The 25,760-nt window shown below is 70.0% G+C and carries 28 protein-coding genes; 17 read left to right on the forward strand and 11 right to left on the reverse strand.

Translation table 11 applies throughout. From position 1 onward, the window contains the following. Nucleotides 1-230 precede the first annotated feature (230 nt). Genes ACZ7SW_RS39410 through ACZ7SW_RS39420 form a run of 3 tightly spaced genes read right to left on the reverse strand, consistent with a single transcriptional unit; the run spans nucleotide 231 to nucleotide 2,677 of the window. Nucleotides 231-1,100: a carbohydrate kinase family protein gene (locus ACZ7SW_RS39410; RefSeq protein ID WP_470235465.1), complete on the reverse strand. Its 870-nt coding sequence runs from the start codon at nucleotides 1,098-1,100 to the stop codon at nucleotides 231-233. Next, on the reverse strand, nucleotides 1,097-2,011 hold the full coding sequence (locus ACZ7SW_RS39415; protein ID WP_470235466.1) for a pseudouridine-5'-phosphate glycosidase: 915 nt from the start codon (nucleotides 2,009-2,011) through the stop codon (nucleotides 1,097-1,099). The genes ACZ7SW_RS39410 and ACZ7SW_RS39415 overlap by 4 nt, the downstream gene beginning before the upstream one ends. Before the next feature lie 9 nt (nucleotides 2,012-2,020). Continuing rightward, on the reverse strand, nucleotides 2,021-2,677 hold the full coding sequence (locus tag ACZ7SW_RS39420; RefSeq protein ID WP_470235467.1) for an HD domain-containing protein: 657 nt from the start codon (nucleotides 2,675-2,677) through the stop codon (nucleotides 2,021-2,023). An 84-nt stretch (nucleotides 2,678-2,761) separates the two neighbouring features. Here ACZ7SW_RS39420 and ACZ7SW_RS39425 point away from each other — a divergent pair, with 84 nt between their 5' ends. Next, nucleotides 2,762-3,004, forward strand: a complete 243-nt coding sequence (locus ACZ7SW_RS39425; RefSeq protein WP_470235468.1) for a DUF3039 domain-containing protein — start codon at nucleotides 2,762-2,764, stop codon at nucleotides 3,002-3,004. 125 nt (nucleotides 3,005-3,129) lie between these two features. After that, a complete protein-coding gene (locus ACZ7SW_RS39430) occupies nucleotides 3,130-3,978 on the forward strand; it encodes a hypothetical protein (protein WP_470235469.1) in 849 nt (282 codons plus the stop codon). Nucleotide 3,979: 1 nt separating this feature from the next. Here the strand turns inward: ACZ7SW_RS39430 and ACZ7SW_RS39435 are convergent, their stop codons facing one another. Then, nucleotides 3,980-5,194: a YihY/virulence factor BrkB family protein gene (locus tag ACZ7SW_RS39435; protein WP_470235470.1), complete on the reverse strand. Its 1,215-nt coding sequence runs from the start codon at nucleotides 5,192-5,194 to the stop codon at nucleotides 3,980-3,982. Between the two features lie 227 nt (nucleotides 5,195-5,421). On the opposite strand from ACZ7SW_RS39435, the gene ACZ7SW_RS39440 reads away from it, so the two are divergent. The 5 genes from ACZ7SW_RS39440 to ACZ7SW_RS39460 all read left to right on the forward strand — a co-directional run bounded on the left by ACZ7SW_RS39440 (nucleotide 5,422) and on the right by ACZ7SW_RS39460 (nucleotide 12,262). Beyond that, a complete protein-coding gene (locus ACZ7SW_RS39440) occupies nucleotides 5,422-7,167 on the forward strand; it encodes a DEAD/DEAH box helicase (RefSeq protein WP_470235539.1) in 1,746 nt (581 codons plus the stop codon). 350 nt (nucleotides 7,168-7,517) lie between these two features. Continuing rightward, the gene (locus ACZ7SW_RS39445; protein WP_470235471.1) at nucleotides 7,518-8,654 is read left to right on the forward strand and encodes a sugar ABC transporter substrate-binding protein; all 1,137 of its coding nucleotides are present in this window, start codon (nucleotides 7,518-7,520) and stop codon (nucleotides 8,652-8,654) included. A gap of 188 nt (nucleotides 8,655-8,842) precedes the next feature. After that, the gene (locus ACZ7SW_RS39450) at nucleotides 8,843-9,616 is read left to right on the forward strand and encodes an ATP-binding cassette domain-containing protein (protein WP_470235472.1); all 774 of its coding nucleotides are present in this window, start codon (nucleotides 8,843-8,845) and stop codon (nucleotides 9,614-9,616) included. 20 nt (nucleotides 9,617-9,636) lie between these two features. Continuing rightward, nucleotides 9,637-11,070, forward strand: a complete 1,434-nt coding sequence (locus ACZ7SW_RS39455) for a sugar ABC transporter permease (RefSeq protein WP_470235473.1) — start codon at nucleotides 9,637-9,639, stop codon at nucleotides 11,068-11,070. 22 nt (nucleotides 11,071-11,092) lie between these two features. After that, the gene (locus tag ACZ7SW_RS39460; protein ID WP_470235474.1) at nucleotides 11,093-12,262 is read left to right on the forward strand and encodes an ROK family protein; all 1,170 of its coding nucleotides are present in this window, start codon (nucleotides 11,093-11,095) and stop codon (nucleotides 12,260-12,262) included. A gap of 42 nt (nucleotides 12,263-12,304) precedes the next feature. Here the strand turns inward: ACZ7SW_RS39460 and ACZ7SW_RS39465 are convergent, their stop codons facing one another. Then, nucleotides 12,305-12,949: a TetR/AcrR family transcriptional regulator gene (locus ACZ7SW_RS39465; RefSeq protein ID WP_470235475.1), complete on the reverse strand. Its 645-nt coding sequence runs from the start codon at nucleotides 12,947-12,949 to the stop codon at nucleotides 12,305-12,307. 141 nt (nucleotides 12,950-13,090) lie between these two features. Between ACZ7SW_RS39465 and ACZ7SW_RS39470 the strand changes: the two genes are divergently transcribed. Both ACZ7SW_RS39470 and ACZ7SW_RS39475 read left to right on the forward strand, forming a co-directional pair. Next, nucleotides 13,091-13,870 carry a glucose 1-dehydrogenase gene (locus tag ACZ7SW_RS39470; protein ID WP_470235476.1) on the forward strand — a complete coding sequence of 260 codons (780 nt, stop codon included), beginning with the start codon at nucleotides 13,091-13,093 and terminating at the stop codon, nucleotides 13,868-13,870. Continuing rightward, nucleotides 13,867-14,343, forward strand: a complete 477-nt coding sequence (locus tag ACZ7SW_RS39475) for a nitroreductase/quinone reductase family protein (protein WP_470235477.1) — start codon at nucleotides 13,867-13,869, stop codon at nucleotides 14,341-14,343. Before ACZ7SW_RS39470 ends, ACZ7SW_RS39475 begins: the two co-directional genes overlap by 4 nt. Before the next feature lie 319 nt (nucleotides 14,344-14,662). On the opposite strand, the gene ACZ7SW_RS39480 is transcribed toward ACZ7SW_RS39475, so the two are convergent. Beyond that, nucleotides 14,663-14,842, reverse strand: coding sequence for a DUF7455 domain-containing protein (locus ACZ7SW_RS39480; RefSeq protein ID WP_037358805.1), 180 nt, complete (start codon nucleotides 14,840-14,842; stop codon nucleotides 14,663-14,665). Nucleotides 14,843-15,183: 341 nt separating this feature from the next. Between ACZ7SW_RS39480 and ACZ7SW_RS39485 the strand changes: the two genes are divergently transcribed. The 3 genes from ACZ7SW_RS39485 to ACZ7SW_RS39495 are packed head-to-tail and all read left to right on the forward strand — an operon-like array spanning nucleotide 15,184 to nucleotide 18,141. Further along, complete coding sequence (locus ACZ7SW_RS39485; RefSeq protein ID WP_470235540.1) at nucleotides 15,184-15,984, forward strand: EamA family transporter; 801 nt, start codon at nucleotides 15,184-15,186, stop codon at nucleotides 15,982-15,984. 58 nt (nucleotides 15,985-16,042) lie between these two features. Next, the gene (locus ACZ7SW_RS39490) at nucleotides 16,043-17,395 is read left to right on the forward strand and encodes a type I glutamate--ammonia ligase (RefSeq protein ID WP_470235478.1); all 1,353 of its coding nucleotides are present in this window, start codon (nucleotides 16,043-16,045) and stop codon (nucleotides 17,393-17,395) included. Further along, nucleotides 17,383-18,141, forward strand: coding sequence for a DUF6885 family protein (locus ACZ7SW_RS39495; RefSeq protein WP_470235479.1), 759 nt, complete (start codon nucleotides 17,383-17,385; stop codon nucleotides 18,139-18,141). The genes ACZ7SW_RS39490 and ACZ7SW_RS39495 overlap by 13 nt, the downstream gene beginning before the upstream one ends. On the opposite strand, the gene ACZ7SW_RS39500 is transcribed toward ACZ7SW_RS39495, so the two are convergent. Next, a complete protein-coding gene (locus ACZ7SW_RS39500; protein WP_470235480.1) occupies nucleotides 18,108-18,497 on the reverse strand; it encodes a winged helix-turn-helix transcriptional regulator in 390 nt (129 codons plus the stop codon). The two genes, ACZ7SW_RS39495 and ACZ7SW_RS39500, sit on opposite strands and share 34 nt — an antisense overlap. Here ACZ7SW_RS39500 and ACZ7SW_RS39505 point away from each other — a divergent pair. Continuing rightward, on the forward strand, nucleotides 18,479-19,192 hold the full coding sequence (locus ACZ7SW_RS39505) for an NAD(P)-dependent oxidoreductase (protein ID WP_470235481.1): 714 nt from the start codon (nucleotides 18,479-18,481) through the stop codon (nucleotides 19,190-19,192). The genes ACZ7SW_RS39500 and ACZ7SW_RS39505 overlap by 19 nt on opposite strands. Before the next feature lie 2 nt (nucleotides 19,193-19,194). Here the strand turns inward: ACZ7SW_RS39505 and ACZ7SW_RS39510 are convergent, their stop codons facing one another. From ACZ7SW_RS39510 to ACZ7SW_RS39520, 3 genes are read right to left on the reverse strand one after another with little or no spacing between them, the layout of a single operon-like run. Next, on the reverse strand, nucleotides 19,195-20,628 hold the full coding sequence (locus tag ACZ7SW_RS39510; protein WP_470235482.1) for an APC family permease: 1,434 nt from the start codon (nucleotides 20,626-20,628) through the stop codon (nucleotides 19,195-19,197). 40 nt (nucleotides 20,629-20,668) lie between these two features. After that, the gene (locus tag ACZ7SW_RS39515; protein WP_470235483.1) at nucleotides 20,669-21,322 is read right to left on the reverse strand and encodes a response regulator; all 654 of its coding nucleotides are present in this window, start codon (nucleotides 21,320-21,322) and stop codon (nucleotides 20,669-20,671) included. After that, nucleotides 21,319-22,533 carry a sensor histidine kinase gene (locus tag ACZ7SW_RS39520; RefSeq protein WP_470235484.1) on the reverse strand — a complete coding sequence of 405 codons (1,215 nt, stop codon included), beginning with the start codon at nucleotides 22,531-22,533 and terminating at the stop codon, nucleotides 21,319-21,321. Before ACZ7SW_RS39520 ends, ACZ7SW_RS39515 begins: the two co-directional genes overlap by 4 nt. Nucleotides 22,534-22,642: 109 nt before the next feature. Between ACZ7SW_RS39520 and ACZ7SW_RS39525 the strand changes: the two genes are divergently transcribed. The 4 genes from ACZ7SW_RS39525 to ACZ7SW_RS39540 are packed head-to-tail and all read left to right on the forward strand — an operon-like array spanning nucleotide 22,643 to nucleotide 24,796. Further along, the gene (locus ACZ7SW_RS39525) at nucleotides 22,643-23,212 is read left to right on the forward strand and encodes a hypothetical protein (RefSeq protein WP_470235485.1); all 570 of its coding nucleotides are present in this window, start codon (nucleotides 22,643-22,645) and stop codon (nucleotides 23,210-23,212) included. Next, a complete protein-coding gene (locus ACZ7SW_RS39530; protein WP_470235486.1) occupies nucleotides 23,209-23,412 on the forward strand; it encodes a hypothetical protein in 204 nt (67 codons plus the stop codon). The genes ACZ7SW_RS39525 and ACZ7SW_RS39530 overlap by 4 nt, the downstream gene beginning before the upstream one ends. Before the next feature lie 10 nt (nucleotides 23,413-23,422). After that, nucleotides 23,423-23,800 carry a hypothetical protein gene (locus ACZ7SW_RS39535; RefSeq protein WP_470235487.1) on the forward strand — a complete coding sequence of 126 codons (378 nt, stop codon included), beginning with the start codon at nucleotides 23,423-23,425 and terminating at the stop codon, nucleotides 23,798-23,800. 21 nt (nucleotides 23,801-23,821) lie between these two features. Next, nucleotides 23,822-24,796 carry a phosphotransferase family protein gene (locus ACZ7SW_RS39540; RefSeq protein WP_470235488.1) on the forward strand — a complete coding sequence of 325 codons (975 nt, stop codon included), beginning with the start codon at nucleotides 23,822-23,824 and terminating at the stop codon, nucleotides 24,794-24,796. On the opposite strand, the gene ACZ7SW_RS39545 is transcribed toward ACZ7SW_RS39540, so the two are convergent. Further along, nucleotides 24,788-25,723 carry a hypothetical protein gene (locus tag ACZ7SW_RS39545; protein ID WP_470235489.1) on the reverse strand — a complete coding sequence of 312 codons (936 nt, stop codon included), beginning with the start codon at nucleotides 25,721-25,723 and terminating at the stop codon, nucleotides 24,788-24,790. The two genes, ACZ7SW_RS39540 and ACZ7SW_RS39545, sit on opposite strands and share 9 nt — an antisense overlap. Between the last annotated feature and the right edge of the window lie 37 nt (nucleotides 25,724-25,760).

The raw sequence follows: 25,760 nt of genomic DNA on the forward strand, positions 1-25,760 counted from the left end.
CCACAAGGGGGGGTTTATAAGGACGAGGGGGTGTTCTTCGAGGAGGAGAAGACGCCCCCCAAACACCCCCCCCCCCGCCGCGTTGTTGGCTTCGTATCGGGGTGCAGGGCCGGGTGTGGCTGCGCTGGTGGGTTGGGTGCGCGGGCTGCGGTTGGGTGGGTGGCTGAAAAGCCGTGAGGGGAACCCTGAGGGAATCAGATTCCCTCAGGGTTCCCCTCACGGACTGCGGGTCAGGGTTGGGGGCCGATGCGGCTTACTGCCAGTGCGCCCAGTTGGGTGCCTGCGCGTAGGACGTCCACTGTGGACTTTTCGGCCAGCCAGGTGGTGAGGACGCCTGCGTCGAAGGCGTCGCCCGCGCCGGTGGAGTCCACGCAGGTGGTTTCTACCGCGGGGACTGAGACGACGCCGGTCGCGTCGATCCAGCTTGCGCCGCCTAGGCCTGCGGTGACTACGACTGCGCCTACTGTGTCCAGGAGTTCGGTGGCGGAGGCGGGGTCTGCCGAACCGGTCAGGGCGACTAGTTCTTCGGTGTTCGGCATGAGCAGGTCGGTGCCGCGTACGTCGTCCAGGAAGGCTGCGGGGTCGTGGATGTGGGCGGCTGCTTGGGGGTCCACGGAGGTGGTTAGCCCGGCTTCTTTGGCGGCGGCCAGCGCGGCTAGGCCCGCGGGGCGCGAGGACGGGTCGAGCAGGACGTAGCCGGACAGGTGCAGGTGGGTGGAGCCGGTCAGGGCGGCTGGGGTGACGTCTTCGGGGGCGAAGCGTTTGTTCGCGCCGCGGTCGGCGAGCATGCTGCGTTGGCCTTCGCCGTCCACTAGGACTACTACGCAGCAGGTGGGGGCTTCCGGGTCGGTCGCGAAGGCGCAGCGGACTCCTGCGGCTTCCAGTTCAGCCCGGATCAGGCGGCCGCCGGAGTCGTCGCCGATTCGGGCTACCAGAGTGGTTTCCGCGCCGAGGGAACGCAGCCACAGTGCGGTGTTCGCACCCGCGCCGCCGCCGGTGAAGCGGATTGCTGCGCGGGCGTCGCCGCCGTGGGGGAGGGGTTGGTCGTGTCGGGCGACGACGTCCAGGCCCGCGTCGCCTACTACTACGATTCCGGTCACGACAGGGCCACCGCTACTTCGGTCGCGAGTTTTGCATTGGAGAGCACCAAAGCCTCGTTCGCGTCGATGCTGACGCCTTCGCTGGCGGTGTGGAAATGCTCCAGCAGCACGGGAGTCACGTCTGCGCCGTGTACGTCGGCGTCGGCCAATTTCGCCAGGCCTTCCCGTAACAGGCGGTCGTGCAAAGCACGGTCCATTTCGGACTCTGCGGGGATCGGATTTGTCAGCAGTACGCCGGAATTCGCGTAGCGGCGGTGGGCGGAGATGACCGCGGCGGCTTGTTTCGCGTCCTCGACTCGCCAACCGACGGGGTGGCCGGAGGAGCGGAGGTAGAAGGCGGGGAAATCGTCGGTGCGGTAGCCGAGGACTGGGACCGAGTTGGTTTCCAGGACCTCAAGGGTGGCGGGGATGTCCAGCACCGACTTCACGCCGGAGCACACGACCACGGTCGGCACCTTGGCGAGGACGCCCAGGTCTGCCGAGACGTCCCAGCTCTGTGCTGCGCCCAGGTGCACACCGCCGAGACCGCCGGTCGCGAAGACGCCGATTCCGGCTGCTGAGGCGAGTGCGGAGGTGCCGGCGACGGTGGTGGCGCCGGAGCGGCCGAGGCCGACTGCGGGGCCGAGGTCGCGCAGGGAGAGCTTGTCCAGGCCGGCGTCCGGGGCGCAGACGCGCTCCAGTTCGGCGGGGGAGAGGCCGATGACTGGCCGTCCGTCCAGCAAGGCGATGGTGGCCGGCACGGCGCCGCCGTCTCGCACGGTTTGCTCGATCCGGCGGCCGACGTCGAGGTTCCGTCCGTAAGGAAGGCCGTGCGAAAGGATCGTGCTCTCGAGGGCGACGACGGGGTGACCGTCACGCAACGCCGAGGCGACTTCCTCGTGGACGAACAGGGGAGTGGTCTGGGTGGTCACGAACGGACATCATCTGTGATCGTCGCGTGCGCTGCGGCATCGGGTCAGCTCTGCCTGCAGATTCCGCCGCGCGGCGGCTTCCCAGCGTGAGCGGGCGGTCTCGGTGAGGTACAGCGCGGGGCGGGCGAGGAGGCTTTCCAGTACTGCGGCGCGGCCGGTCGCCCAGGCGTCGTCGGGGTAGCGCGCGTACTCCTGACGCACGTTGTCCACGTACGCCGCGTACACAGCAGGCGCTGCGCCGAGGATGGCTAGGTCGGCGTCGAGGAGAGCGGCTGCGGCGAAGTCGCCTTCGGGTGCTTCGTGGGCCGCGGTGGCGAGTACGAGAGCTTCGGCCTGGTCGATGTGCGCGTCGGCAACGCCTGCGCGAGTGAGCCAGCGGCGGAGCCACTCGGCGCTGCGCTGTTCGTCTTGGCCGGGTATGGCGTCGTAGACCACGTCGTGTGCCCACGCGGCGAGCACGACGACGGCGCGTTCCTGGAAGGGCAGGTCGGCCGCTAGCTGCTCGGCCTCGTGCGCGACGGCGGTGGCGTGGGCGAGGTCGTGGTAGCGGCGGTGCGGTTCGGTGTAGCGCGTTTCGAGATCGGCCCAGGCGTCGCGGCCGACGTGGTGGTCGCCGCCGAGACGGGCCAGCGCGCTGTGCCACCGGGGTGCGGACTCGTGCGGCATCTGGGCTCCTGAGGGGTCCCTTGGCAGGTCAGGCGAGCGTAGCCGGGCATTACCGCGGGCGGGGCGCTGAGGCATGATGGTGGGGTGAGCACCGAAACGCTGACCAAGCCGGAGACCGACAGCACCGAGTCGACCGACGACGACACCCCGAAGATGTTCCACTACGTGCGCAAGAACAAGATCGCCGAGAGCGCGGTCATGGGCACGCACGTCGTGGCGCTCTGCGGCGAGGTCTTCCCGGTCACGAAGTCGCCCAAGCCGGGGTCCCCGGTCTGCCCCAAGTGCCAGAAGATCTACGAGGGCCTCCGTCCCGGCGGCGACGACTGATCCTTCCCGCGCGTCCCGGTGCGCGGGAACAAAGGTGAAAATCCTTCACTCGGTGGCTGTGCACCCGGGGAGGGACTGGTAGACCTGCAGTCCGGCCAGTCGCCTCCCCACAGGAGTGTCCCCGTATGCGCGCAACCGGGATCGTGTTTTCCCTCGTCGTCCTGCTGTCCGCCTTCAGCGCCGTCGCGGCGGGCGCCGCGAACGCGGTGACCGGATGGACCACCGTCGGCTCGGACCGGGCCCGTCCGCTCGACGAGAGCCAGGGCCTCGCCACTGTCGAGCGCTCGTCCGGCACCAGCATCCGCTACACCGGCATCGGCACGGTCGACCCGGGTCTCGCCGCCAAGGGCTGGAACCACATCGGCGACCCGGGGTCCGCGAAGGGCTGGTACGTCGAGCCCTACCAGCGCGACGACCGCGGCGCGAAGCTCTTCCGCGTCGAAGCCCCGGACGGCTCCCGCGCCGACTACCAGCACGCGCTGGAATCGTGGGAGGCCAACAACAATTCGTTCGCCGCGGTGACGCCCGACGCGCGCTGGCTGGTGTCCGGCGAGTGGGGCACGATGGACCGCCTGCTCGTCTACCCGATGCCCGGCGTCGCGGCCGCCGATCCCGGCCAGAACCTGCCGTACGCCTCGGCGATCCGGCTCGACCACCCGGTGCGCGACGTCCAGGGCTGCGATTTCGTGTCCGCCACCCGGATGATGTGCTCCTCCGACGACCCGGACGGCAGCCTGTTCGGCACCACCAAACCCTTGCTGCAGGTCGATCTCTCCGGCTCGGTCTCCGGCTCTGACGTCACCGGGCACGTCACCTCGCTCGGGCAGCTTCCGCTGCAAAGCGGCTGCGGCGGCAACTTCGAGGTCGAGGGCATCGACTACGACGAGCGCGACGGCACCCTGCGCGTGGTCGTGATGTCGCCGAGCGTCTGCATCGCCTTCGACAGCAAGACGTGGCGGTTCCGCCAGGGCTGAATCAGCTCTGCTGGGAGCGCGGTTCCGGGCCGGGCGACGGCTCGGAACCGCGCTTGCCCGAAGCACGGTCGGGCCTCGCGAGCTGCACGGTCTCCGATTCGGAGTGGTTCACCCCGGCACCGTTCGATTCGTCGTGGCCGACCTCGGACTCTGCGTCGGCGGTGTTGTCTTCGGGGTGCCGTTTGGGTCGGCGCAACGGCATCGTCGTGCGGTCCCACAGCTTGCGGCCCTCCTCGGCCCGCATCCGCTCGGTGGCGCGTTCCATCTCCAGCCGCCGCCACTTGCGCCGCTGCCGCCGGGTCGCCTTCGCGGGCCACAGCTCCTGGATGGCGCTGTTGAAGTACGCGCCCCCGACCACCGCGAGGCCGATGAAGAACATCAGCAGCAGGAACGCGATCGGCGCGGCCAGCGCGCCGTAGGTGTAGCCGGTCTTGGTGATCCAGTTCAGGTAGATCCGCAGCCCGATGCTCGACACCAGGAACACCACGCCGGCCAGCATCGCGCCCGGCAGCCCGCGGTGCCAGGGGAGCCGGCGCGGCAGCGCGAGCTTGTACAGCGTCGTCAGCGCGAGCGCGATCATCACGCCCAGCACCGGGTAGTAGAGCGTGCCGACCCAGGACGAGACCGTCGGACGCCAGTCGACCGGGAAGAACTCCGGCAGCAGGTCCGGCCCGATCGCCAGCAGCGGCAGCCCGACCACGAGCCCGATCAGCGCGCACAGGTACAGCAGCAGCGCGAAGATCCGCTGCCACACCTCGTTGCGGACGCCGTACTGGTCGTGCGCGACGGTGATCGCGTCCACGAACGACGACATCGCCGAAGAACCCGCCCACAGCGAGATGACGAAGCCCACGGACACGATCTCGCCCTTGCCGACGGTGAGGATGCTGTTCACCGTCGGTTCGATGATCTCCTGCACCGCGTTCGCGCTGAAGATGGTGTGGCTGAAGGTGATGATCCGGTCGTGCACCGCGGTGACCACGTTCTGGCCGAACCCCTCGCCGATGAACCCGACGCTGCCGAGCAGGCCGAGCAGCAGCGGCGGAAGCGACAGCGTCTGCCAGAACGCAGCTTCGGCGGCCTCGGAGAAGATGTTGCCGTCCCAGGCTTTCGCGAGCGTGCGGGTGAACAGCCGCCACGGCCCCCTGCGCACGGTCTTCTCCGGCACGCTCTTCTTCGGCTCTGCCTCTCCGGCGTCCGGTGTCACCTCGCCCATGGTGTGTCCCAGCATGGTCCATGCGCGCGGTTTTGGCTCGTCACCCCCGCCGAGAGGGGGCGTGTCGGAGGACACCACCCGTGGCGGTGCCCGGCGCCCGCGGGCGCGGAAGGTAAGCTGGCCGACGTGCCCTCATCGCGGCGCCCGGCGGCGAAGCCGGTGCCACAGTGGGGGTTTTCGCACGTCACGGCCGCGCCGAGCGGCCCGAGGAGGGGGTGAACCGAGTTTTGTCCGAGACGACCCAGCCGGTCCTCGGGGCGCCGCCCGCAGAGAAGGACTCCACCGCGCGCCCGCTGCGCGCCTGGCAGCGCCGAGCGCTCACGAAGTACCTGTCGAGCCGGCCGAAGGACTTCCTCGCGGTCGCGACGCCGGGCGCGGGCAAGACTGTCTTCGGCCTCCGGATCGCCGCCGAACTGCTTTCGGACCGCACCGTCGAGGCCGTCACGATCGTCACCCCGACCGAGCACCTGAAGCACCAGTGGGCGTCCGCGGCCGCGGCGGCGGGCATCCCGATCGATTCGAACTTCCGCAACACCACCGGCGTCACGTCTTCGGACTACCGCGGCGTCGCGGTCACCTACGCGCAGGTCGCCGCGCACCCCACGCTGCACCGGGTGCGCACGGAGAACCGCAAGACCCTGGTGATCCTCGACGAGATCCACCACGCGGGCGACGCGAAGTCCTGGGGCGACGCGACCAGCGAGGCGTTCACGCCCGCGGTGCGCCGCCTCGCGCTGACGGGGACCCCGTTCCGCAGCGACGACTCGCCGATCCCGTTCGTCACCTACGAACCGGACGGCGGCGGCTTCCAGCGCAGCAAGGCCGACCATTCCTACGGCTACTCCGACGCCCTCGCCGACGGCGTGGTCCGGCCGGTCGTCTTCCTCGCTTACTCCGGCGAAGCGTCGTGGCGCACGAGCGCGGGCGAGGAGTTCACCGCGCGGCTGGGCGAGCCGCTCACCGCGGAGCAGAACGCGCGCGCCTGGCGTACGGCACTCGACCCGGCGGGCGAGTGGATCCCGGCAGTGCTGCAGGCCGCCGACACCCGGCTCAGCCAGGTGCGCCAAGGCATCCCGGACGCGGGCGGCCTGGTGATCGCCACCGACCAGGAAACCGCGCGCGCCTACGCCAAGATCCTGGAGCGGATCTGCGGCGAGACGCCGACGCTGGTGCTCTCCGACGACCCGAAGGCGTCCGGGCGGATCAAGGAGTTCTCCGAGACCAAGGAACGCTGGATCGTCGCGGTCCGGATGGTGTCCGAGGGCGTCGACGTGCCGCGGCTGGCGGTCGGCGTGTACGCGACCAGTGCGTCCACCCCGCTGTTCTTCGCCCAGGCCATCGGCCGTTACGTGCGGGCCCGGAAAAAGGGCGAGACGGCGAGCATCTTCCTGCCGAGCGTCCCGGTGCTGCTGGAGCTGGCCAGCGAGCTGGAAGCGCAGCGCGACCACGTGCTCGGCAAACCGCACCGGGAGAAGGAAGGCTGGGACGACGAACTGCTCGCCCAGGCCAACCGCACCGAGGACGAACCGGGCGAGGAGGAGAAGGCGTTCACCTCGCTGCACGCCTCGGCCGAGCTCGACCAGGTCATCTACGACGGCAACTCGTTCGGCACCGCGGTCTTCTCCGGCTCGGACGAGGAGCAGGAGTACCTCGGCCTTCCCGGGCTGCTGGAGCCGGACCAGGTCCGCGCGCTGCTGCGCAAGCGGCAGGAAGAGCAGATCACCGACGAGAAGCGGCGCAAGCCGAAGACCGAGGAACCGGCCGCGCCGCCGGTCCGGTCGCAGTCGGTGAGCGAACGGCTCGGCGCGCTGCGCAAGGAACTCAACGCGCTGGTCGGCGTGTACCACCACCGCACGAAGAAACCGCACGGCGCGATCCACAACGAACTGCGCCGTCAGTGCGGCGGGCCGCCCACCGCGATGGCGACGGTGGAACAGCTCGAAGAACGGATTGTCACGCTGCGCTCCTGGTAATTCAGCGGGCCGCGCGTCGTGTTCGCGCGTCCGGGAGCACGCTCCTTGTCCTGGTAGAACCGCGTGTCCGGTTCGGCCGGGGCGCCCAATCGGGCACTCCTGCCCTCTCGACCGGACAAGACCGGACAACTTCTCGTTACGCTCGGTGCGTGTCAGGGATCACTCCGTCATAGCAAGGCGTTGATGAGGGCTGCGTTGCCGAACCGTGTCCATTTGGTGTCGGTTACTCGATCCCGGCATCTTCCGCAGAGCCGCTCCGCAGCATATGTTGTCGGCCACAACATATCTGCGACGGTGCACCGGGGACCCTCTCCGATCACCCCGCGAGCATGATCGGAGAAGGAACGAGGATGCGCAGCAGAACCCTTACCCTCCTCGCCGCGACGGTGAGCGCCGGCCTGGCGCTTTCGGCGTGCGGCGCCAACAGCGCGGGCTCCGGCAGCTCCGGGGACAGCAAAAGCTCCGCCTCCGCCCCGGCGGGCGGTGGCGCCAGCGGCAAGGTCGGCGTGATCCTGCCGGAGACCGCCACTTCGGCCCGCTGGGAAGCCTTCGACAAGCCGATGCTGCAGGCCGCGCTCTCCGCGCAGGGCTTCAGCGCCGACATCCAGAACGCCCAGGGCGACAACCAGAAGTTCTCCACCCTCGCCGACGGCTTCATCAGCTCGGGCGTCAAGGTGCTGGTCATCGCCCCGTCCGACCCGGCGGTCGGCGCGGCGATCGAGGCCAAGGCCAAGAAGGCGGGCATCCCGGTCATCGACTACGACCGCCCGAGCCTCGGCGGTTCGGCCGACTACTACGTCTCGTTCGACAACGAGAAGGTCGGCGAAATCCAGGCGCAGGGCCTCGCGGACGCGCTGAAGAGCAAGCCGGGAGCCAACGTCGTCCAGATCGAGGGCGCGCCGACGGACAACAACGCGACCCTGTTCGGCAACGGGCACGACAAGGTCCTCAAGCCGCTGTACGACTCCAAGGCGCTGAACCTCGTGCAGAAGCAGGCCATCGACAACTGGGACGCCCAGGTCGGCGGCACCACCTTCGAGCAGATCTTCACCCGGGTCAACGGCAAGGTCGACGGCGTCGTGGCGGCGAACGACGAGCTGGCGGGCGCGGTGATCACCGTGCTGAAGAAGAACGGCCTCAACGGCAAGGTCCCGGTCACCGGCCAGGACGCGACCCCGGCCGGCCTGCAGGCGATCCTGCGCGGCGACCAGACGCTGACGATCTTCAAGCCGATCAAGGAAGAGGCCGAGAACACCGCGAAGCTGGCCGCCGCGCTGGCCAAGGGCGACAAGGCCGCCGCGGACGCGATCGCCACCGGCACGCTGCACGACCCGAAGAACAACCGCGACCTGAAGTCGGTGCTGCTGCAGCCGCAGCTGATCACGATCAAGGACATCAAGACCGTCGTCCAGCAGGGCTACGTCAAGGCGTCCGACATCTGCACCGGCGACCTCGCCGCCAAGTGCACCGCAAACGGCATCTCCTGACGCCGGCTGTGCCGAAAAGCCGCTGATCCGGCCACGGCCCAAGGCCTTCGCCGCAACGGCCGCCTGCCGCTTCGGGGCCGGCCCGCTTCCGGCCGGATCGGCGACTGCCCGCCAGAGCAGCCGGGCCGGGACGCGTTCCCCCGACGCGCGTCCCGGCCCGGTATCCACGCGAGAGACAAGCGAATCCCATGAGCGAGCCCATTCTCGACATCACCGGCCTGAACAAGAGCTTCGGCCCGGTCCACGTCCTGCACGACGTGGACTTCGCCGTGCGGGCGGGCGAAGTGACCGCGCTCGTCGGCGACAACGGGGCCGGCAAGTCCACTTTGGTCAAATGCATCGCGGGCATTCACCCGTACGACACCGGATCCGTCCGGTTCAACGGAGCGGACGCGCACATCCGCGGCCCCAAGGACGCGGCCGAACTCGGCATCGAGGTCGTGTACCAGGACCTCGCGCTGGCCGACAACCTCGACATCGTGCAGAACATGTTCCTCGGCCGCGAGCGCGGCAGCAGCTGGCTGCTCGACGAGGCCAGCATGGAGAAGGCCGCGCGCGAGACGCTGGCGTCGCTGGGCGTGCGCACGGTGAAATCGGTCCGCACGCTCGTTTCCGCGCTTTCGGGCGGGCAGCGGCAGACCGTCGCGATCGCGAAATCCGTGCTGTGGAACAGCAAAGTCGTCATCCTCGACGAGCCGACCGCGGCGCTCGGCGTCGCGCAGACCCGGCAGGTGCTCGACCTCGTCCGCAGGCTCGCCGAACAGGGCCTCGGCGTCGTGCTGATCAGCCACAACATGGCCGACGTCTTCGAGGTCGCCGACCGGATCGACGTCCTCTACCTCGGCAGGCTCGTCGCGGACGTCCAGACCAAGGACGTGACGCACAGCCAGGTCGTCGAACTCATCACCGCGGGCCGTTCCGGCGATCTCGGCCTGGCCCGCCCCGAAGCCGTCGTGCAGTGAGCAGCGAGAAAGAACCCGCCATGACCGAAACTTCCGCGAAGCCGGAGAAGCAGGAGGCCCCCGCGGGGGCGATCACCGACTTCGGCATCGACACCACCTCGATGTCCACCGGCGAGGCGATCAAGGACTACTTCGCCCGGATGAAGGACGGCCAGCTCGGCTCGATCCCGGCCGTGCTCGGCGTGATCGTGCTGGCGATCCTGTTCAGCGCGCTGTCCGGCGACTTCTTCACCCTGTCGAACATCGCGAACCTGCTGCAGCAGGGCGCGGGCCAGACCATCATCGCGATGGGCATCGTGTTCGTGCTGCTGCTCGGCGAGATCGACCTGTCCGCGGGCACCGCGTCCGGGGTGTGCGCGTCGCTGATGGCACTGCACTATGTCCACAATGGAAACCTGCTGGGATCCATGGGCACCGGCGTGTTCATCACGTTCATCGCGGTGCTCGGGCTGGCCGTGGTGCTGGCGGTGCTGCAGAAGATCTGGGCCGGGGCGGTGATTTCCCTCCTCGGCATCGTGGTGATCATGATCGGCGTGCCGGTCAACGCCTGGGTCGAGATGCTCATCGCGGTCTGCGCGGGCACCGCGATCGGCTGCATCACCGGGTTCCTGGTGTCGAAGATCGGCATGCCGTCCTTCGTCGTCACGCTGGCGCTGTTCATCGTGTGGCAGGGCGTCATCCTGCAGTTCGTCGGAGAGGGAGGCACGCTGCCGATCGGCACCAGCGACGTCCTCAGCGCGGTCGCCAACGGCAACCTGTCCGTGCTCGGCAGCTGGGTGCTCTGCGTGGTCGCGGCGGGCGGGTACGCGGTGATCGCGCTCGGCCAGCACTTCTCGCGGCTGAAGCGCGGGCTCGTGGTGCAGCCGACGCCGATCGTGCTGGCCAAGGTCGCCGCGATCGCGGCGGTGGCGGTGGTCGCGACCGCGCTGCTCTCGGTCAACCGGTCGTCGAACACGCTCGTGGTGATCGAAGGCGTGCCGTACGTGGTGCCGATCGTCCTGGTCCTGCTGGTGGCGGGCACCTACGTGCTCAACCGCACCAAGTACGGCCGGCACCTGTACGCGGTCGGCGGCAACAAGGAAGCCGCGCGCCGGGCCGGCATCAACGTGCCGAAGCTGCGCACCAGCGTGTTCGTGATCAGCTCGGCGTTCGCGGCGATCGGCGCGATCGTCTACTCGTCGAAGGTCGGCTCGGTCAGCGGCCAGTCCGGCGGGCTGAATACCCTGCTGTTCGCGGTCGGCGCGGCGGTCATCGGCGGCACGTCGCTGTTCGGCGGCAAGGGCCGGGTGATCGACGCGGTCATCGGCGGCGCGGTGCTGGCGATCGTGAACAACGGGCTCGGCCTGCTCCAGCAGAAGGCCGCGGTGGTCGACATCATCACCGGTCTGGTGCTTTTGCTGGCCGCGACCGTCGACGCGCTGTCGCGACGGCGGGCTGAGGCGTCGGTCCGCTGAGGGCTGATGGGAAGATGACCCGGTGAGCAGCCCGCCCGTCGCCCGCCCGGACGAGGTGCGCCGGCACAACCGCACGACTCTGTTGCGCCTGCTGCACGTCGGCGGGCCCAGTACGCGGGCTGCCCTGGCCACCGAACTGGGGCTCAACCGGAGCACGATCAAGACTCTCGTCGACGGCCTCGCCGAGGCGGGAGTGGTCGAGGAGAAAGTGCCGAGGCCGGGGCGAGGGGCGGGCCGCCCCTCGCTCCTGGTCCTGCCGCAGCCGCACGCCGCGGTCGTGCTCGCGGTCGACCTGCAGGTCGAGCACGTGGCGATCGCGCTGGTCGGGCTCGGCGGCCAGATCCTCGGGCGCAACAGCTGGAACCTGCATGCCCGGACGCGGACCGCGGACGAGGTCATCACGCACGTGATCGAGTCGACCCGGGTGCTGGCCGGGGATCTCGGCGTGGAGCCGGTCGCGGTCGGGGTGTCGGTGCCCGGCGTGGTGCGGCGGGCGGACGGGCTGGTGCACGAGGCGCCCAACCTGCGGTGGACCGATGTGGCGCTCGGGGACCGGTTGTCCGCGGTGCTGCGGATTCCGGTGCTGGTGGCCAATGACGCCGAACTGGGCGCGGTTGCCGAGCATTTGCGCGGCGCGGCTCGGGGGTCCTCGGATTCGGTGTACGTGTCCGCGGACGTCGGGGTCGGCGGCGGGGTGATCTCGCAGGGGTCGTCGCTGCGCGGGGGCGCGGGGTATGTCGGCGAGATCGGGCACATGGCGATCCGGCCCGGTGGGCGGGCTTGTTATTGCGGGAGCCGCGGGTGCTGGGAGACCGAGATCGGCGAGGCGGCGTTGTGCCGCGCGTTGGGGTTGCCCGAGGACACGCCGCGCGGGGCGATTCTGGTTGAGCTGCGCGAGTTGGGGGCGGACGCTGCCGCGGCTGTCTCCCGGCTGGAGGAGTACGCGGAGTGGCTCACGCTGGGGTTGGTCAACGTGGTCAATCTGCTGGGGCCTGAGCTGGTGGTGCTGGGGGATTTGCTGACAGTGCTGCCGGAGTCGGTGATTCGGGCTATCGCCGAGGAAGTCCGGCGGCGGAGTTTGGTCTCCCGGGCTGTCGGGGGGACTCGGATTGTCAGTTCGGCGCTGGGGGCGGACGTGAAGCTGCTGGGGGCGGCCGAGGTGGCGTTCGAGGTGGTTCTGGACACGGTTTGAGCCGCGGGTCTGTCGCGTTGGGGCGGCCTCTGGCGGCGGGACTCAGTCGTTGGCGGAAGCCGCTGGTCCAGTCGCGGCGTACCGGGTGGCGGTGGTGCGGACGGCCTCGTCGACTACCTGAGCGACGCGTTCGGCGCTGACTTCCCAGCCTGGCACCAGAAGCGTCGGCCAGAAGACGTAGTTGGAGATCATGCCCAGGAACTGGGTGGCCGCGAGGTCCGCGTCCTCGATCCGTACCGTTCCCGCCTCGTGCTCAGCCAGGAGATAGCTGCGCACGGACTCGAAATAGGGCATTTTCCCGTGCGAGAACTGCGCATGGGCCAGCTCGGGGAACCGCGGCAGCTCGGCGATGACGATCCTGAACAGGTCGGTCATCTGGGCACGGCCCAGCAGTTCGGCGTAACGGCGGCCGATGATGCCGAGCCCGGCGACGACGTCGCCCGCCGGCGGGGATTCCTCCTCGTCGGCGGTCGACCAGGACTCGGTCACGATGGCGTCGAACAGGGCGGCTTTGGTCGGAAACTGCTTGAACAAGGTGGCCCGCGAAACGCCCGAGCACTCCGCGATCCGCGCCAGCGACGTCCGGTCGTAGCCCAGCTCGAGAAACAGCGCGGTCGCGGCGGTCACGATCAGCGCGCGCTTCTCCTGGGCGACGCGCTGGTGATACGTCGTCACGACCTTGCTCATGGGCCGAGCATACGAGGTGAGTGTCTTGACTCGCCACTGCCGCCGACCTAGTGTCGGCAATGGTGAGCCGAGCGGCTCACCATCGGCCGCCGCTCACCACTTGCGGTCTCGGCCATTCCCCTCGTACCGAAGGAACGTCTGATGCCCCGCTTCGACAACCAGACCGTGCTCGTGACCGGCGGGGCCGGCGGTCAGGGCTCGAGCCACGTGCGCGCCTTTCACGCGGAGGGGGCGAACGTGGTGATCGGCGGCATCGACGCGGAACGCGGTGCCGCTCTCGCCGACGAGCTCGGGACCCGCGCCCGCTTCGTCCGCCTTGACGTTGCCGACGAGAGTTCGTGGTCCGCCGCTGTGCTGGCCGCCGAGAGCGCCTTCGGTGCCCTGAACGTGCTCGTCAACAACGCGGGCGTGCAGAATCCGCCTGCGACAATCGAAAACACGGAGCAGGCCACGTGGTCGCGCATCCTCGACATCAACCTCACCGGGACCTTCCTCGGCATCAAGGCCGCGGCCCCCGCTCTGCGGCGCGCAGCGGGGGGAGCCATCGTCAACATCGCCTCGGCCATGGGCCTGGGCGGCACTGCTCACTACGCGCCGTACGTCGCCAGCAAGTGGGCCGTGCGAGGCCTCACCCAAACGGCCGCACTAGAGCTCGGCCGCGACCACATCCGCGTGAACACCATCCACCCCGGCGTGATCTCGACCCCGTTCATCCACGAACCGGCAGCCGGTGCCGCCGCGGCGATCGCCGAGTTCTACTCACCCGAGCCGTTCGCTATCCCCCGGCTCGGGAAGCCGACCGACGTCAGCCGTCTTCTCCTGTTCCTCGCGTCCTCGGAAGCGTCGTTCATCACGGGGTCGGAGTACGTCGTCGACGGCGGACTCCTCCTCGGCCCCGCCCTTCAGGCCGAGGCCGCATGAGCGCCCCGGACACGACCGGGTCAAACGACTCCGCACGGGACGCGTCCTCGTCCTGCCTGTCCGACCGCATCCGACAAGCCCTTGAGATCACCCCCGCCGCGGGCACCAGGGAACGGATCGTCGACATCACGACGCTGGGCCGCCGCACCGGCCGGGCACGCCGCATCGAGATCTTCTTCTACCGAGCCGCGGGCGCGACGTATCTGTGCAGCGGCGCTGGCGGTGCCGCGACCGACTGGCACGCGAACCTTCTCGCTCATCCCGGCTTCACCTTCCACCTCAAGAACGGGATTCGGGCGGACCTGCCCGCACGGGCCACGCCGGTCACCGACCCAGCCGAACGTCAGGCCGTGCTGGCGGAGATCGTCGCGGATCTCAATCAGCCGCACGACCCCGGCACCATCCGGCCGACTCGGCTCGAAGACTGGGCTGACAGCCGGCTGATGCGCATCGGCTTCGGCTGTCGGCCGTGATCGCGGATCCCTCGACAGATGAGGAGGCATACGCGTTCGCCGAAGGGCTCGGGGCCGTGCGGAACACCGCCGGGTGCCCGGGATGGAAGTCAAGGTCAGTGAGGGGAACCCCGAGGGAGTCTGAGTTCCTCACGGGACAACAGCGAGCGACGGCGGGCGGAGGCCGAGGCCCGCACGCGCCTGGGGCACCAGACCGGGGACGGCACCGAGGACCGCAAACCTGGAGCACCGGCTCCCGGTCGACTCGGCGCCGAAAACACCGGAGGCGGCAAGCGCGCTCGCGCCTGCCGCCTCCGGACGAATCTCTCGGTGAGCGAATTTACTTCTGGATCTCCGCGGCCAGTTCCTTGAGCTTGGCCTCGTGCTCGCGGGCGTGGTGCCCGCAGAAGAGCAGCTCGCCTCCGGAGCTGAGGACAGCGCGTACCTGAGCTGCTGCTCCGCACCGGTCGCATCGGTCGGCTGCGGTCAATTCGGGGCGGGTGAGCGTCGGTGTTGTCATGGGGGTCTCCCTCCGTCCCGGCACCGGTCGCCCGGTGCCTCGATCCAGCTACGCCCACTTCGGTCTCGATGCCTTCGGCGGGGATCGCTTCCGGCTCCGCGGTGTTCGTGCTTCCACTCTTGCAGACGTTTGGCAGCCCGCAAGTGTTCCCGCGCCGGTGGGAGGTGCGTCACGCCGAATTAGCCCGGATGCCGCAGCGGTGTCCCATCCCCTAGGACCAGACCACCCGGCGTAGTGCGTTTTCCGTGGTCAGGCACCATGTCGGAGTGGGCATCGCACTCTCCTTGAAACGCGTGAACGCGATTCCGGCACCGGTCTTGTTCGTTCTCAGCGGAATTTCCATGTATGCCGGTGCGGCCATCGCGGTCGACCTCTTCGGGCATGGCACGCCCTCCGGGGTCGCGTGGCTGCGCTGTCTCGGGGCGGCCGTCGTCCTGGTGTTGTGGCGGCGGCCGCCGAAAGCGGCTTGGCGGGGCGAACGGCTGCTGCTCGCGGGCGCTTTCGGCGTGGTGACGGCCGGGATGAACGTGGTCTTTTACGAGGCCATCGCACGGCTTCCGCTGGGCACGGTGGTGGCGCTGGAGTTCGCTGGACCGGTCGTAGTGGCGGCGGTCGGGTCGCGGACGCGGCGGGACTTGATCGCGCTGGTCCTGGTGGCTTCGGGGGTGGTGGCCATCGCGGACGTGCGCGTCGCGGGCAGTCCGCTCGGCGTCGTGTTCGCGCTGGCCGCGGCGGCCGCGTGGGCGGGGTACATCGTGCTCGGCAAGCGGGTCGCGGTCGGCGGGGACGGGCTGGATTCGCTGGCGGTCGGGTTCGTGGTGGCGACCGTCGTGCTGTCGCCGCTCGCGTGGGGCACCGGGGAAGTGTGGGGTTCGCCACGCATGCTGGTGCTCGGGATCGGCGTCGGCGTGCTGTCGACCGTTGTGCCGTACGCGCTCGACCAAGTGGTCCTGCGCCGGCTCGGGCAGGCTCGGTTCGCGGTGCTGCTGGCGTTGCTGCCGGTGACGGCGGGGGTCGTCGGATTCCTGGTGCTCGCGCAGGTGCCGAGCGTCGTCGAAGCGGTCGGGACGCTCGCCGTCGTCGCCGGGGTGGCGTTGCGCAGCCGTGACGGCTCCGGGCCGGTCACTGAGCCGCCCGGGTGAACATTCGCGGATGGCCCGGATCGCGCGGGCCCGCGATACTGAGGCCGAGGAGGTTGCCATGACCAAGGCGGCGTCGGCGGCGGCGAAGGACCTGGCCGCGGCGGGGGTCGGTGGCGTCCACCTGGCCTGGGCGGACAACAACGGCATCCCGCGCTCGCGCGTGGTCCCGGTCGGCGGACTGGCCGACGCGGCGGTCCGCGGCGTCGGCGCGACCTCGCTGTTCGCGGTCTTCGACAGCCACGACGCCATCACCTACGCGCATTCCGGCCTCAGTACGCCGTCTGGCGACATCCGGCTCGTGCCGGTCCTGGAACGCCTCCGTCGGCTTGCCGGCCAGCCTGCGCTCGCCTGGGCGCCGGTGCGGCAACTCGCCGCGGACGGTTCGCCCTGGCCGTATTGCCAGCGTTCCGTGCTGGAACGACAGGTCGCCGAGGCGGCGCAGCGTGGTCTGGAATTCCGTGCTGGGTACGAGCTGGAGTTTTCTGTCGCCCCGGCGGGCAGCGAGGACGTCGTGTCCGCGCCGGGGCATCGGGGGCCCGCGTACAGCCCGCACGCATTGATCGGCTTGGACGAGTTCGTCGCCGCGCTCCTGCACGATTTCGCCGCGAACGGCCTGCAGATCGGCCAGCTGCACGCGGAATACGGTGTGGCACAGCTGGAATTGTCGCTCGCGGCCACGGATCCGGTGTCCGCGGCGGACGATCAGCTCTTGGCCCGGCAGACCGTTCACGCGGCCGCGCACGCGCACGGACTCGTGGCGAGTTTCGCGCCGATGATCGGCCTCGGCGCGGCCGGGAACGGCTGGCATCTGCATACGTCCGTTCGCCGGAAAGGGCGCAATCTCCTGGCTGGCGACGGCGTGCCGGAAGGCGCGGGCGCGGCCTACCTCGGCGGGCTGCTGCGGGATTTGCCCGCGCTGACGGCGATCACGGCGCCGAGCGTGCCCTCGACGATGCGGTTGCGGCCCGGGTTTTTCGCTGGTGCCTATGCGTTCTGGGGCGTGGAGAACCGCGAAGCGCCGCTGCGGTATGTGCCGGGCACGGCGTTGCTCGGGCCGGAGCACGCGAATGTCGAACTGAAGACGTCGGACGCGTCGGCCAATCCGTATCTCGCGCTGGCTGTCGTGCTCGCCGCCGGGATGGCCGGGATCGAGGATTCGGCGGTCCTGCCCGAGCCGATCGCGGAGGACCCGGGCGGCTGGAGCGAAGGGGAACGGAACACCGCGGGCGTGCTGCCGCTGCCGGCGAGTCCGTCCGAACAGGACACCGCGCTGCTGGCGAATCCGCGCGTGTCCGGGGCTTTGGGGGACGAGCTGCTCGGCGCGTTCCGCGCGGTGCGCGCCTCGGACGCGGCGTGGGCCGCCGAGCGGGCGCCTGAGGAGATCGTGGCGGCGCATCTGTGGCGGTACTGAACACGGGGCTTTCCGACGTCCACTGGCTTCCCGGCGGTGCGCGCCTGGTGGCGGAAGCCCGGGCGGAACTCCCGCAGAAGGACGGTTTGGCGGCGGCCTTCACCGCACTCGTGGCACTGCGCGCGGCGGACATCGCGGTGCCGGATCAGGACGAGGTCGCGATCGCCGCCGGTACTGTGCGCGCACCGGCCAACCTTCCGGAAGGTGCGTTGTCCCGCAACGACTTCCGTCTTCCGGTGCCGTTCGACGAGACGGCTGCGGGCACTTCGCTGGACGGCTTGGCTGCGGCTATTCGGACGTTGTCCGCGAAGAAGCTGGCAGTGGTTCCGGCGGTGGGGGAGTGGCGCGCTTCGACGGTCTCGGATCTGTTGCTGGGCCTGTGGGAATTGCCGCGGGTGGCGGTGCTGGCGCGGGTCGATCCGGCGGAACTGGGCGCGCCGGACACGCCGGAACGCGCGCTGCTGGACTATCTCGACACCGGCATCCCTCCACTGTGGACGAACCGGTGGCGGCCGCCCGCGCCGCATCACGTGCTGATCGCCGGGGTACGGCTCGGCGCGGAGGGAACTCTGCTGTCCGTTGTGGACACTTACCGCGAGGTGGGCGACGACGGCGTGCACGACCAGCCGGTGGAATGGATCGCGGCGGGGCTGGAATCGGTGCTGCTGGTGGCGGACGCCCGGCACGCGGGAGCGTTGGCGCAGGCGGTTTCCTACGCCGGGTTGCGCAGCGGCGGCGCGTCGTAGCGCTCCTGCGCGTCCAGCAATTCCTCCCAATGCTCGGCAACCCAGCCGTACACCACCCGCATCGGCTCCAGCAAGCTGCGGCCGAGCGGCGTCAGCGCGTACTCCACCCCCAACGCGGGATCGGCGTGCGCCGTACGGGACACCAGCCCGGAACGTTCGAGGCCGCGCAGGGTCTGGGTCAGCACCTTCGGCGTGACCCGGCGCAACGGCACCCGCAGCTCGGAGAACCGGCGCGGCCCGTCCTCCAGGCAGCGGATCACCAGCGGGGACCACTTGTCCCCGAAGCGGAACGGCACCATCGAGGACGGGCACAGCTCCTCGAACAGGTCGGGAGGCAATGGCTGCCGAACGGTCATCGCGGTCTCCTCTCAGTATCCCGGAGGGAACCGGCCCCCTGGCTACCTTCCAGAGCATCGACACTCCAGGAGGTATTCCCACAATGAGCAAGATCGTCATTTTCGGCGCGGGCGGCCGGGCCGGACGGCAGGCAGCCGCCGAGGCGCGGCGGCGCGGGCACGATGTCACCGCCGTAGTCCGAGATCCCGCGCGCTACCGCGACTTGGCGGATGTCGTCGCTGGCGATGTCACCAACGCGGCAGACGTCGCCGCCCTCGCCGCCGGGCACGACGCGGTCGTCAACGCGGCCGCGGTCTACGGCGAGGGCACCGACCCGGAGGCGTTCTTCACCGGCGCCGCACGCGCCCTCGTCACCGGGTTATCGCAGGCCCGGCTGGTCGCGGTCGGGCTGTCCGCGCTGCTGCCCGCCGCCGACGGAACCTCGGTGCTGGACTCGATTCCGGCCGAATTCCGGCCGTTCTGCCTGGCGCACGCGGCGGGGCTCGAGGTGTTGCGTGCCGAGGGCGCCGGGCTGGACTGGGTGTACGTCAGCCCGGTCGGCGACTTCGACCACGACGGTGAGCGCACCGGCCGCTACGAAATCGGCGAGCACGGCGACCTCTCGGTCAAGATCTCGTACGCCGATTTCGCCGTGGCATTGCTGGACGAAATCGAGAACCCGCGCCACCATCGCGTGCACCTCGCGGTGGCCTGACCTTACTTCGCGAAGCGGGAATGCTTGCGGCCGTAGAAGAAGTAGATCAGCAGGCCGATCACGAGCCACGCGGCGAACCGCAGCCAGGTCATCACGTCGAGGTTCAGCATCAGGTAGAAGCACGCCACCGCGGCGATGATCGGCAGCACCGGCGAGAGCGGCACGGTGAACGGGCGCTTCAGGTCCGGGCGGCGTTTGCGCAGCACCGGCACCGCGACCGCGACGATGATCATCGCCGACAGCGCGCCGATGCTGACCATGTCGGCCAGCGCCGAGATCGGCACGAACGCCGCCAGCACGGCGATCAGCGCGGCCCCGCCGATGGTCATCCGGTGCGGCGTGCCCCAGCGCGGGTGCGCCGTGCCGATGGCCTTGGGCAGCAGGCCGTCGCGGCCCATCGCGAAGCCGATCCGGCCGATCGTGACCAGTTCGACCATCATCACCGACGTCAGCCCGGTGACCGCGCCGAGCGAGATCAGCGCGCCGACCCAGTGCTGGCCGACCCGGTCGAACGCGTCCGCGAGCGGCGCGCCGGAGTCGATGTCGGTGTAGTGGACCATGCCGGTGAGCACGATCGACACCCCGATGTAGAGCACCGCGCACACGGCCAGCGCGCCGAGGATGCCGACGCGGAGGTCCTTGCGCGGGTTGATGGTCTCCTCGCCGAGGTTGGCGAGCGCTTCGAAACCGGTGTAGGCGAAGAACACGACGGCCGCGGCGGTGACCATGCCGGCGATGCCGTACACCGACTGCTCGAGCCCGAGCGCGGCCTGGATCACTGGCTGGTGCAACGCGTTCGCACTGCTCGACGGCGGCTGCGCGGGCGGCACGAACGGGGTGAGGTTCGAGCCCTTCACGAAGAACACGCCGACGGCGAGGATCAGCACGCAGACCGCGACCTTGACGAGCACCAGCACGTTCGTGAGCCACGAGGACTCCTTGATGCCGACCACGGCCACGACCGTCAGCACCGCGATGATCAGCACCGCGCCGACGTTGACCTTCGCGTCCTCGCCGAACCAGTCCGGCGACAGTCCGAGCAGGTTGGCGAGGTAGCCGGACCAGCTGCGCGACACCACGGCCGCGCCGAGCGCGAACTCCAGCAGCAGGTCCCAGCCGATGATCCAGGCGAAGATCTCGCCGAGCGTGGCGAAGGCGTAGGTGTAGGCGCTGCCCGCGGTCGGCACGCTGGAGGCCAGTTCGGCGTAGCAGAGCGCGGCGAGGCCGGCGACCACCGCGCCGATCACGAACGACAGTGTCACCGACGGTCCGGCGTGCGTCTTGGCCTCGACCCCGGCGAGGGTGAAGATCCCGGTGCCGATGATGATGCCGACGCCGAAACCGATCAGGTCGCGCCCCCTGAGCCGCCGCTTCAGCTCGCCGGATTCCTGTCGCTTGAGGACTTCGTCGACGTCGAGAGTTCTCCGCACACCCATGGGGGAACGTTAGAAGGTGACGGCCGGATGCGCAGATCGGCTATCCGGGTGGTGTGAGGCCGTGGTCCTGGGCCAGGATCGCGGCCTGCACCCGGGAACGCAGGCCGAGCTTGGCCAGCACCCGGGAAACGTGCGTCTTCACCGTCGCCTCGCCGATGTACAGCCGGGCGCCGATTTCGGCGTTCGACAGCCCGGCGCCGAGGCAGCCCAGCACCTCGCGCTCGCGTTCGGTGAGGTCCGTCAGGCCGGTCGGGGCGGGCGACGGCTCGGCCGGGGTGCGGGCGAAGGCGGCGATCAGCCGTTTCGTGACCTGCGGCGCGAGGACTCCCTCGCCGGCCGCGACCAGCCGGACGGCCTCGATCAGCCGCGGCGCCTCCACCGACTTCAGCAGGAACCCGGCGGCCCCGGCGCGCAGCGCGGCGTGCACGTACTCGTCGAGGTCGAAGGTGGTGAGGACGAGGACCTCGGCGAGCCCTTCGGCGATCAGCTGCCGGGTGGCGGTGATCCCGTCGGTGCCGGGCATCCGGACGTCCATCAGGACGACGTCCGGGCGCAGCGCGCGGGCCTGGCGCAGCGCGACCTCGCCGTCGGAAGCTTCGCCGACCACCTCGATGCCCTCGGCGTTGCCGAGGATGAGCGCGAGCCCGGCGCGGATCGCGCCGTGGTCGTCGGCGACGAGGACTCGGATGGTCATGGTGCCTCTCCGGCGAGGGGAAGTTCGGCGTGGACGAGCCAGCGCGGCCCGGACGGACCTGCTCGCAGGGTGCCGCCGACGGCGTGCGCGCGCTCGCGCATGCTGAGCAAGCCGTGCCCTCCGCTGTCGGCCTGGGCCGGTGCGCTGAGCAGCTCATTGCCGATCTCGACGGTCAGCGTGCCGTCGGCCGCCCGCAACCGCACCGTCGTCCGGCTGCCCGGAGCGTGTTTGACCGCGTTGGTGAGCGCTTCCTGCGCGATCCGGTACGCGGTGAGGTCGACTGCCGTCGGGAGCGCGAGTTCTTCGTCCACAGTGGAATCCACAGTAACGGTCATGCCCGCCGCCCGGGCCGATTCCACCAGTCTGGTCAGTTCTGCCAGCCGGGCCGGGGCGGTCACCTCGTCCTCCGAGAACTCGGAGGACTCCGAGGGTTCCGAGCGCAACAGGCCGATCATCGCGCGCATTTCTTCCAGCGCGCGCACGCTGTTCTCCCGCACCGCGACGAGCACGGTCTGCGCGGTCTTCGGATCGTCGGCCATGGACAGCGCCGCCTCCGACTGGATGGCGATGGCCGACAGATGCCCGGCGACGACGTCGTGCAGGTCGCGGGCCATCCGCGCGCGCTCGGCCGCGACGGCCGCCTTTTGGTCCAGCGCGGCGATTGTCGCGAGCTGCTCGGCGTTGGCGCGTTCGGTCGCCGCGATGTCGCTCTGCTGGCGTACATTCGCGCCCCACCACACCGGAACGAGCAGGAACGACAGCAGGCTGAACGCACCGACCGCCGCCGCCCGCCAGCCCGCCACGGCCAGGAAGACGAACACCACCGCGAGCACCGCGGTGGCGGTGGCTCCGACCAGCACCCGGGTCGTCCGGCGGGAGCCGTGCATCATGGCGGAGTACAGGAAATCCGTGTACGCGATGGCGATCGGCAGCGACAGGCCCAGCGCGACATCGGCGCCGACGATCCCCGTGGCGATCAGCAGCCCCCACGGCACCTTCCGGCGCAGGAACGAGGCGAGGCAGATCGCGGTGAGTTCGGCGAACCGGACCCAGAGCGGGTACGGGTCGCCGCTCGGCTGCAGCCGGTGGACGTCGGCGAGGTACAGCAACGAGCCGCCGGCGAACACCGCGAGCGCGACGAGCCCGTTCTGCTGCCATGAAGGCAGTTCGCTCGGCCGGGGGAGGGCCGAGCGCAGGTCTCGCAAGCGCACCCGCCTATGACAGCACACCGCGGCGGCCCGGTCGTCCTACGAAATGATGACCCCCCGATCGTGCCGTCCGCTGACGCGCGCGGACGCCCGTGGCCGCGAAAGTGGACGCATGGACGAGATTCTGAACAGCCCGATGACCGCCGCCATCGTGTCGTGCGAGATCGGGTTCTGGGTCTTCCTCGCAGCGGGGCTGCTGACCCGCTACGTGCTGCGGAAGCAGAAGGCCAGCACTGTGCTGCTGGCACTGGTGCCCGTGGTCGACCTGGTGCTGCTGGTGATCACGGTGATCGACCTGATGAACGGCGCGGTGCCGAACGTGACACACGGGCTGGCCGCGGTGTACCTGGGCTTCTCGGTGGTCTTCGGGCCGTCGGTGGTGGAGTGGGCCGACGTCCGGTTCGCGCACCGGTTCTCTGGCGGGCCGCGGCCGGAGAAGCTGTACGGCCGCGCGAAGATCCGCAAGGAATGGCGCGAATGGGGCAAATGCGTGCTGGCGTCCGCGATCAGCGCCGGGCTGCTGTTGCTCGCGATCGTGGTGGTCGGCGACCCGGGCCACGTCGAACCGCTGTGGGGCTGGCTGCCGCGGCTGGGCACGCTCACCGGCGTGTGGTTCGTCTTCGGGCCCCTGTGGCAGCAGATTTTCGGCTCCTCCGCGCCGGAAAAGGAGGCGTCGCGATGATCGAGCTGCTGGGAATTCTGCTGGTGGTCCAGGGCGCGGGCGGGCTGATCAACCGGCTCGCCGGGGCGGGGCACCCGAGCTGGTTCCTCCAGTTGCATCTCTTGCCGCCGCGACTGCACGTCATCGCCAGCGTCGTCCTGCTCGGGGCGGGCGCGGCGGTGCTGTTCGCGAACCGGGCGCGCAAACGCCGCCGCGGCTAGACTCGGCGGGGTGGCGGCCGGTCCGGTTGTGCTGTTCGCCGTGGTCAGCGTGGCGCCCTCGGCGTTGTTCTGGGCTGCCCTCCGCCTTCCCGCTGTCTGTCGCTGGCTTCGCCGGCGACGCTCCGTTCCAGTGCCGTCCGGACCGCCGGTAGAGCAGGTGGCCGCCGATCTGCGCCGGGTACGCCGGACCCTCGCGCGGCTTCCCGCCGGAACGCCCGCCGCGCGACGGATCGGCACCCGGCAGGCGTACGACGAACTGCTCGTCACCGCCTGCCGCGAGATCGGGGTCGAACACCGGCTCGACGGCTTGCGCGAGGGCGCCGACCGGGATCTCGAACGGCTGCGGATCGAGGATTCGCTGAGCCGTAAAGGATTCGTGCTGTCCTGAGCGGAGTGGCAGGATGCCCCGGTGGACTTCCAGCCGAAAGACCGGCCCCCGGACGCGTTCCAGCGATCCCTCACCGCCGAGGAGATCGAGCTGCTCTGCCGCCGCGCGGCCGGCTCCAGCGTGCGGTCCGCCGTCGAGATCGGGTGGGGCGGGTACAACAACACCTACCGGGTGGAGCTGGCTGATGGCCCGGCGATCCTGCGCGTCGCCCCGGAACCGGCGCGGCAGACCCGGATCGAGCACCAGTTCATGCGCAACGAATACCTTGCCGCGCCGTACTTCGCGCCGATCGCGCCGCTGATGCCGGTTACGCTCGCGGCCGACTTCACGCACCAGGTCATCGGCCGCGATTACGTCCTGCAGGCCGTTCTGCCCGGACAGCCCGGTCCGGAAATCCTGTCGCCCGTCTCGCCGGAGGAGCGGACGCCGTACTTCCACCGGCTCGGCGAGATCACCCGCGCCGTCCACGAGGTGCGCGGGCCCGGTTTCGGCGTCGTGGCCGGACCGCATTTCGCGACCTGGAGCGAAGCGCTGATCGCGTATTTCACGGACAACGCCGCTGACGTCGAAGACCTCGGCCTGGACGGCGCCGACCTGCGCGCGGTGGCCGCTTGGGCGGAGCGCGACGCCGCGGTGCTCGACGAGATCGCCGAGCCGCGCCTGCTGCACGGGGATCTGTGGCACGTGAACGTGATGCTGACGCCGGAGCTGGAGATCGTCGGAGTGTTCGACCACGACCGCAGCTGGTGGGGCGACCCGGCGGCGGACTGGACGATCCGCATGGCCTCGGTGAAAACGGGCTCGAAACGGGACGCGTTCTGGGACACCTACGGACGGCCGGACGAGTCCCCGTCGGCGCGGCGGAGGGCGTTGTACTACGAGGCGCGGCACCTCGGCGCGGTGCGGTTGGAGCGGTATCGGCTCGGCAAGGAGGGGAAGGTCGAGGAGTCGTATCCGGAGCTGGCGGAGATCCTGAAAGCGCTGGAGTCAGAGTGAGGGGTCGGAGCCGCGCAGTGCGGCCCACCAGAAGCCGAACGCGGCGATCAGGACGCTGACGGTCAGCCAGCCCGCGAATCCGCTGCCGTCGACCAGTGCCCAGAACGCGCCCACGACGGGAGCGACGGCCAGCACCGGCAGATCGGCGCGGAACTGGCGCGCGAGCCGTACCGGCGTGGCAGCGGCGAGTGCGCGTTCTTCGTCCGGCGCGGAAGGGTTGTCCAGACGGCGGCCGCGAGGCTCGCCAGAGCGCACCGAACCCGCCGGATACAGCACCTCTCCGTCGATGCGGACGGCGAGATGGCGGTCCGTGCGCAAGTCGCCCAGCACCTCGACTCGCGAGGGCGACGGCAGGCCGATCAGCGTCGGCGAGAAGTACACCGGGATCCACCGCGGGGTAGCGGTATCGGTCTCCAGCCACGACCGCGTCAGCAAGCCGCGCTGCACCTTCACCCGGCGCATCGGCACCGAAGCACCCGCCTTGCGTCGCGACGGCTGCACGAAGCGCGTGAAGAGCAAGAACCCGTTCACCGCCAGCATCGCGAGCACCGCCACCACCGTGACCGTCGCGTACGTCGAGGCGCGGTCGGCGGTCACCAGGGCCGAAGCACCGGTCGTGACCGCACGGGACGGAGCCGACGGGTCGTAGCGCACCGGAACCTTCGCGCCCAGCTTCGGAGGCGTGGTGTCCACCTCGACCGCCGCGCTCGCTTCCGGCTGATTCGGCACCGGGAACCGCACCGTGACGGTGGCGTCGTCGACCCGCGAAACGATTCCGGTCGCGTTCGCGGACAGCCCCTCCAGCCGTGGCCGGGTGCTGTTGAACTCCAGCAGCTGCACCACGAACACCACCGCGCACGCGACGAACACGACCGCACTCGTCACCAGGATGTGCCGCACCGGCCGCAACCGCAGGAACTTCCGCACAGAACTCACCTTAACTGTCCAAAAAGGAAGGAGCGGC

The sequence above is a fragment of the Amycolatopsis sp. NPDC114484 genome, assembly GCF_055633755.1.

Excerpts from the sequence above, each read along its gene's own strand:
- ACZ7SW_RS39455 (WP_470235473.1), top strand. The coding sequence starts at position 9,637 with ATGACCGAAACTTCCGCGAAGCCGGAGAAGCAGGAGGCCCCCGCGGGG.
- ACZ7SW_RS39510 (WP_470235482.1), bottom strand. The coding sequence starts at position 20,628 with ATGGGTGTGCGGAGAACTCTCGACGTCGACGAAGTCCTCAAGCGACAG.
- ACZ7SW_RS39515 (WP_470235483.1), bottom strand. The coding sequence starts at position 21,322 with ATGACCATCCGAGTCCTCGTCGCCGACGACCACGGCGCGATCCGCGCC.
- ACZ7SW_RS39485 (WP_470235540.1), top strand. The coding sequence starts at position 15,184 with ATGTATGCCGGTGCGGCCATCGCGGTCGACCTCTTCGGGCATGGCACG.
- ACZ7SW_RS39430 (WP_470235469.1), top strand. The coding sequence starts at position 3,130 with ATGCGCGCAACCGGGATCGTGTTTTCCCTCGTCGTCCTGCTGTCCGCC.
- ACZ7SW_RS39500 (WP_470235480.1), bottom strand. The coding sequence starts at position 18,497 with ATGACCGTTCGGCAGCCATTGCCTCCCGACCTGTTCGAGGAGCTGTGC.
- ACZ7SW_RS39445 (WP_470235471.1), top strand. The coding sequence starts at position 7,518 with ATGCGCAGCAGAACCCTTACCCTCCTCGCCGCGACGGTGAGCGCCGGC.
- ACZ7SW_RS39470 (WP_470235476.1), top strand. The coding sequence starts at position 13,091 with ATGCCCCGCTTCGACAACCAGACCGTGCTCGTGACCGGCGGGGCCGGC.
- ACZ7SW_RS39525 (WP_470235485.1), top strand. The coding sequence starts at position 22,643 with ATGGACGAGATTCTGAACAGCCCGATGACCGCCGCCATCGTGTCGTGC.
- ACZ7SW_RS39505 (WP_470235481.1), top strand. The coding sequence starts at position 18,479 with ATGGCTGCCGAACGGTCATCGCGGTCTCCTCTCAGTATCCCGGAGGGA.
- ACZ7SW_RS39435 (WP_470235470.1), bottom strand. The coding sequence starts at position 5,194 with ATGGGCGAGGTGACACCGGACGCCGGAGAGGCAGAGCCGAAGAAGAGC.
- ACZ7SW_RS39450 (WP_470235472.1), top strand. The coding sequence starts at position 8,843 with ATGAGCGAGCCCATTCTCGACATCACCGGCCTGAACAAGAGCTTCGGC.
- ACZ7SW_RS39490 (WP_470235478.1), top strand. The coding sequence starts at position 16,043 with ATGACCAAGGCGGCGTCGGCGGCGGCGAAGGACCTGGCCGCGGCGGGG.
- ACZ7SW_RS39480 (WP_037358805.1), bottom strand. The coding sequence starts at position 14,842 with ATGACAACACCGACGCTCACCCGCCCCGAATTGACCGCAGCCGACCGA.
- ACZ7SW_RS39475 (WP_470235477.1), top strand. The coding sequence starts at position 13,867 with ATGAGCGCCCCGGACACGACCGGGTCAAACGACTCCGCACGGGACGCG.
- ACZ7SW_RS39420 (WP_470235467.1), bottom strand. The coding sequence starts at position 2,677 with ATGCCGCACGAGTCCGCACCCCGGTGGCACAGCGCGCTGGCCCGTCTC.
- ACZ7SW_RS39530 (WP_470235486.1), top strand. The coding sequence starts at position 23,209 with ATGATCGAGCTGCTGGGAATTCTGCTGGTGGTCCAGGGCGCGGGCGGG.
- ACZ7SW_RS39465 (WP_470235475.1), bottom strand. The coding sequence starts at position 12,949 with ATGAGCAAGGTCGTGACGACGTATCACCAGCGCGTCGCCCAGGAGAAG.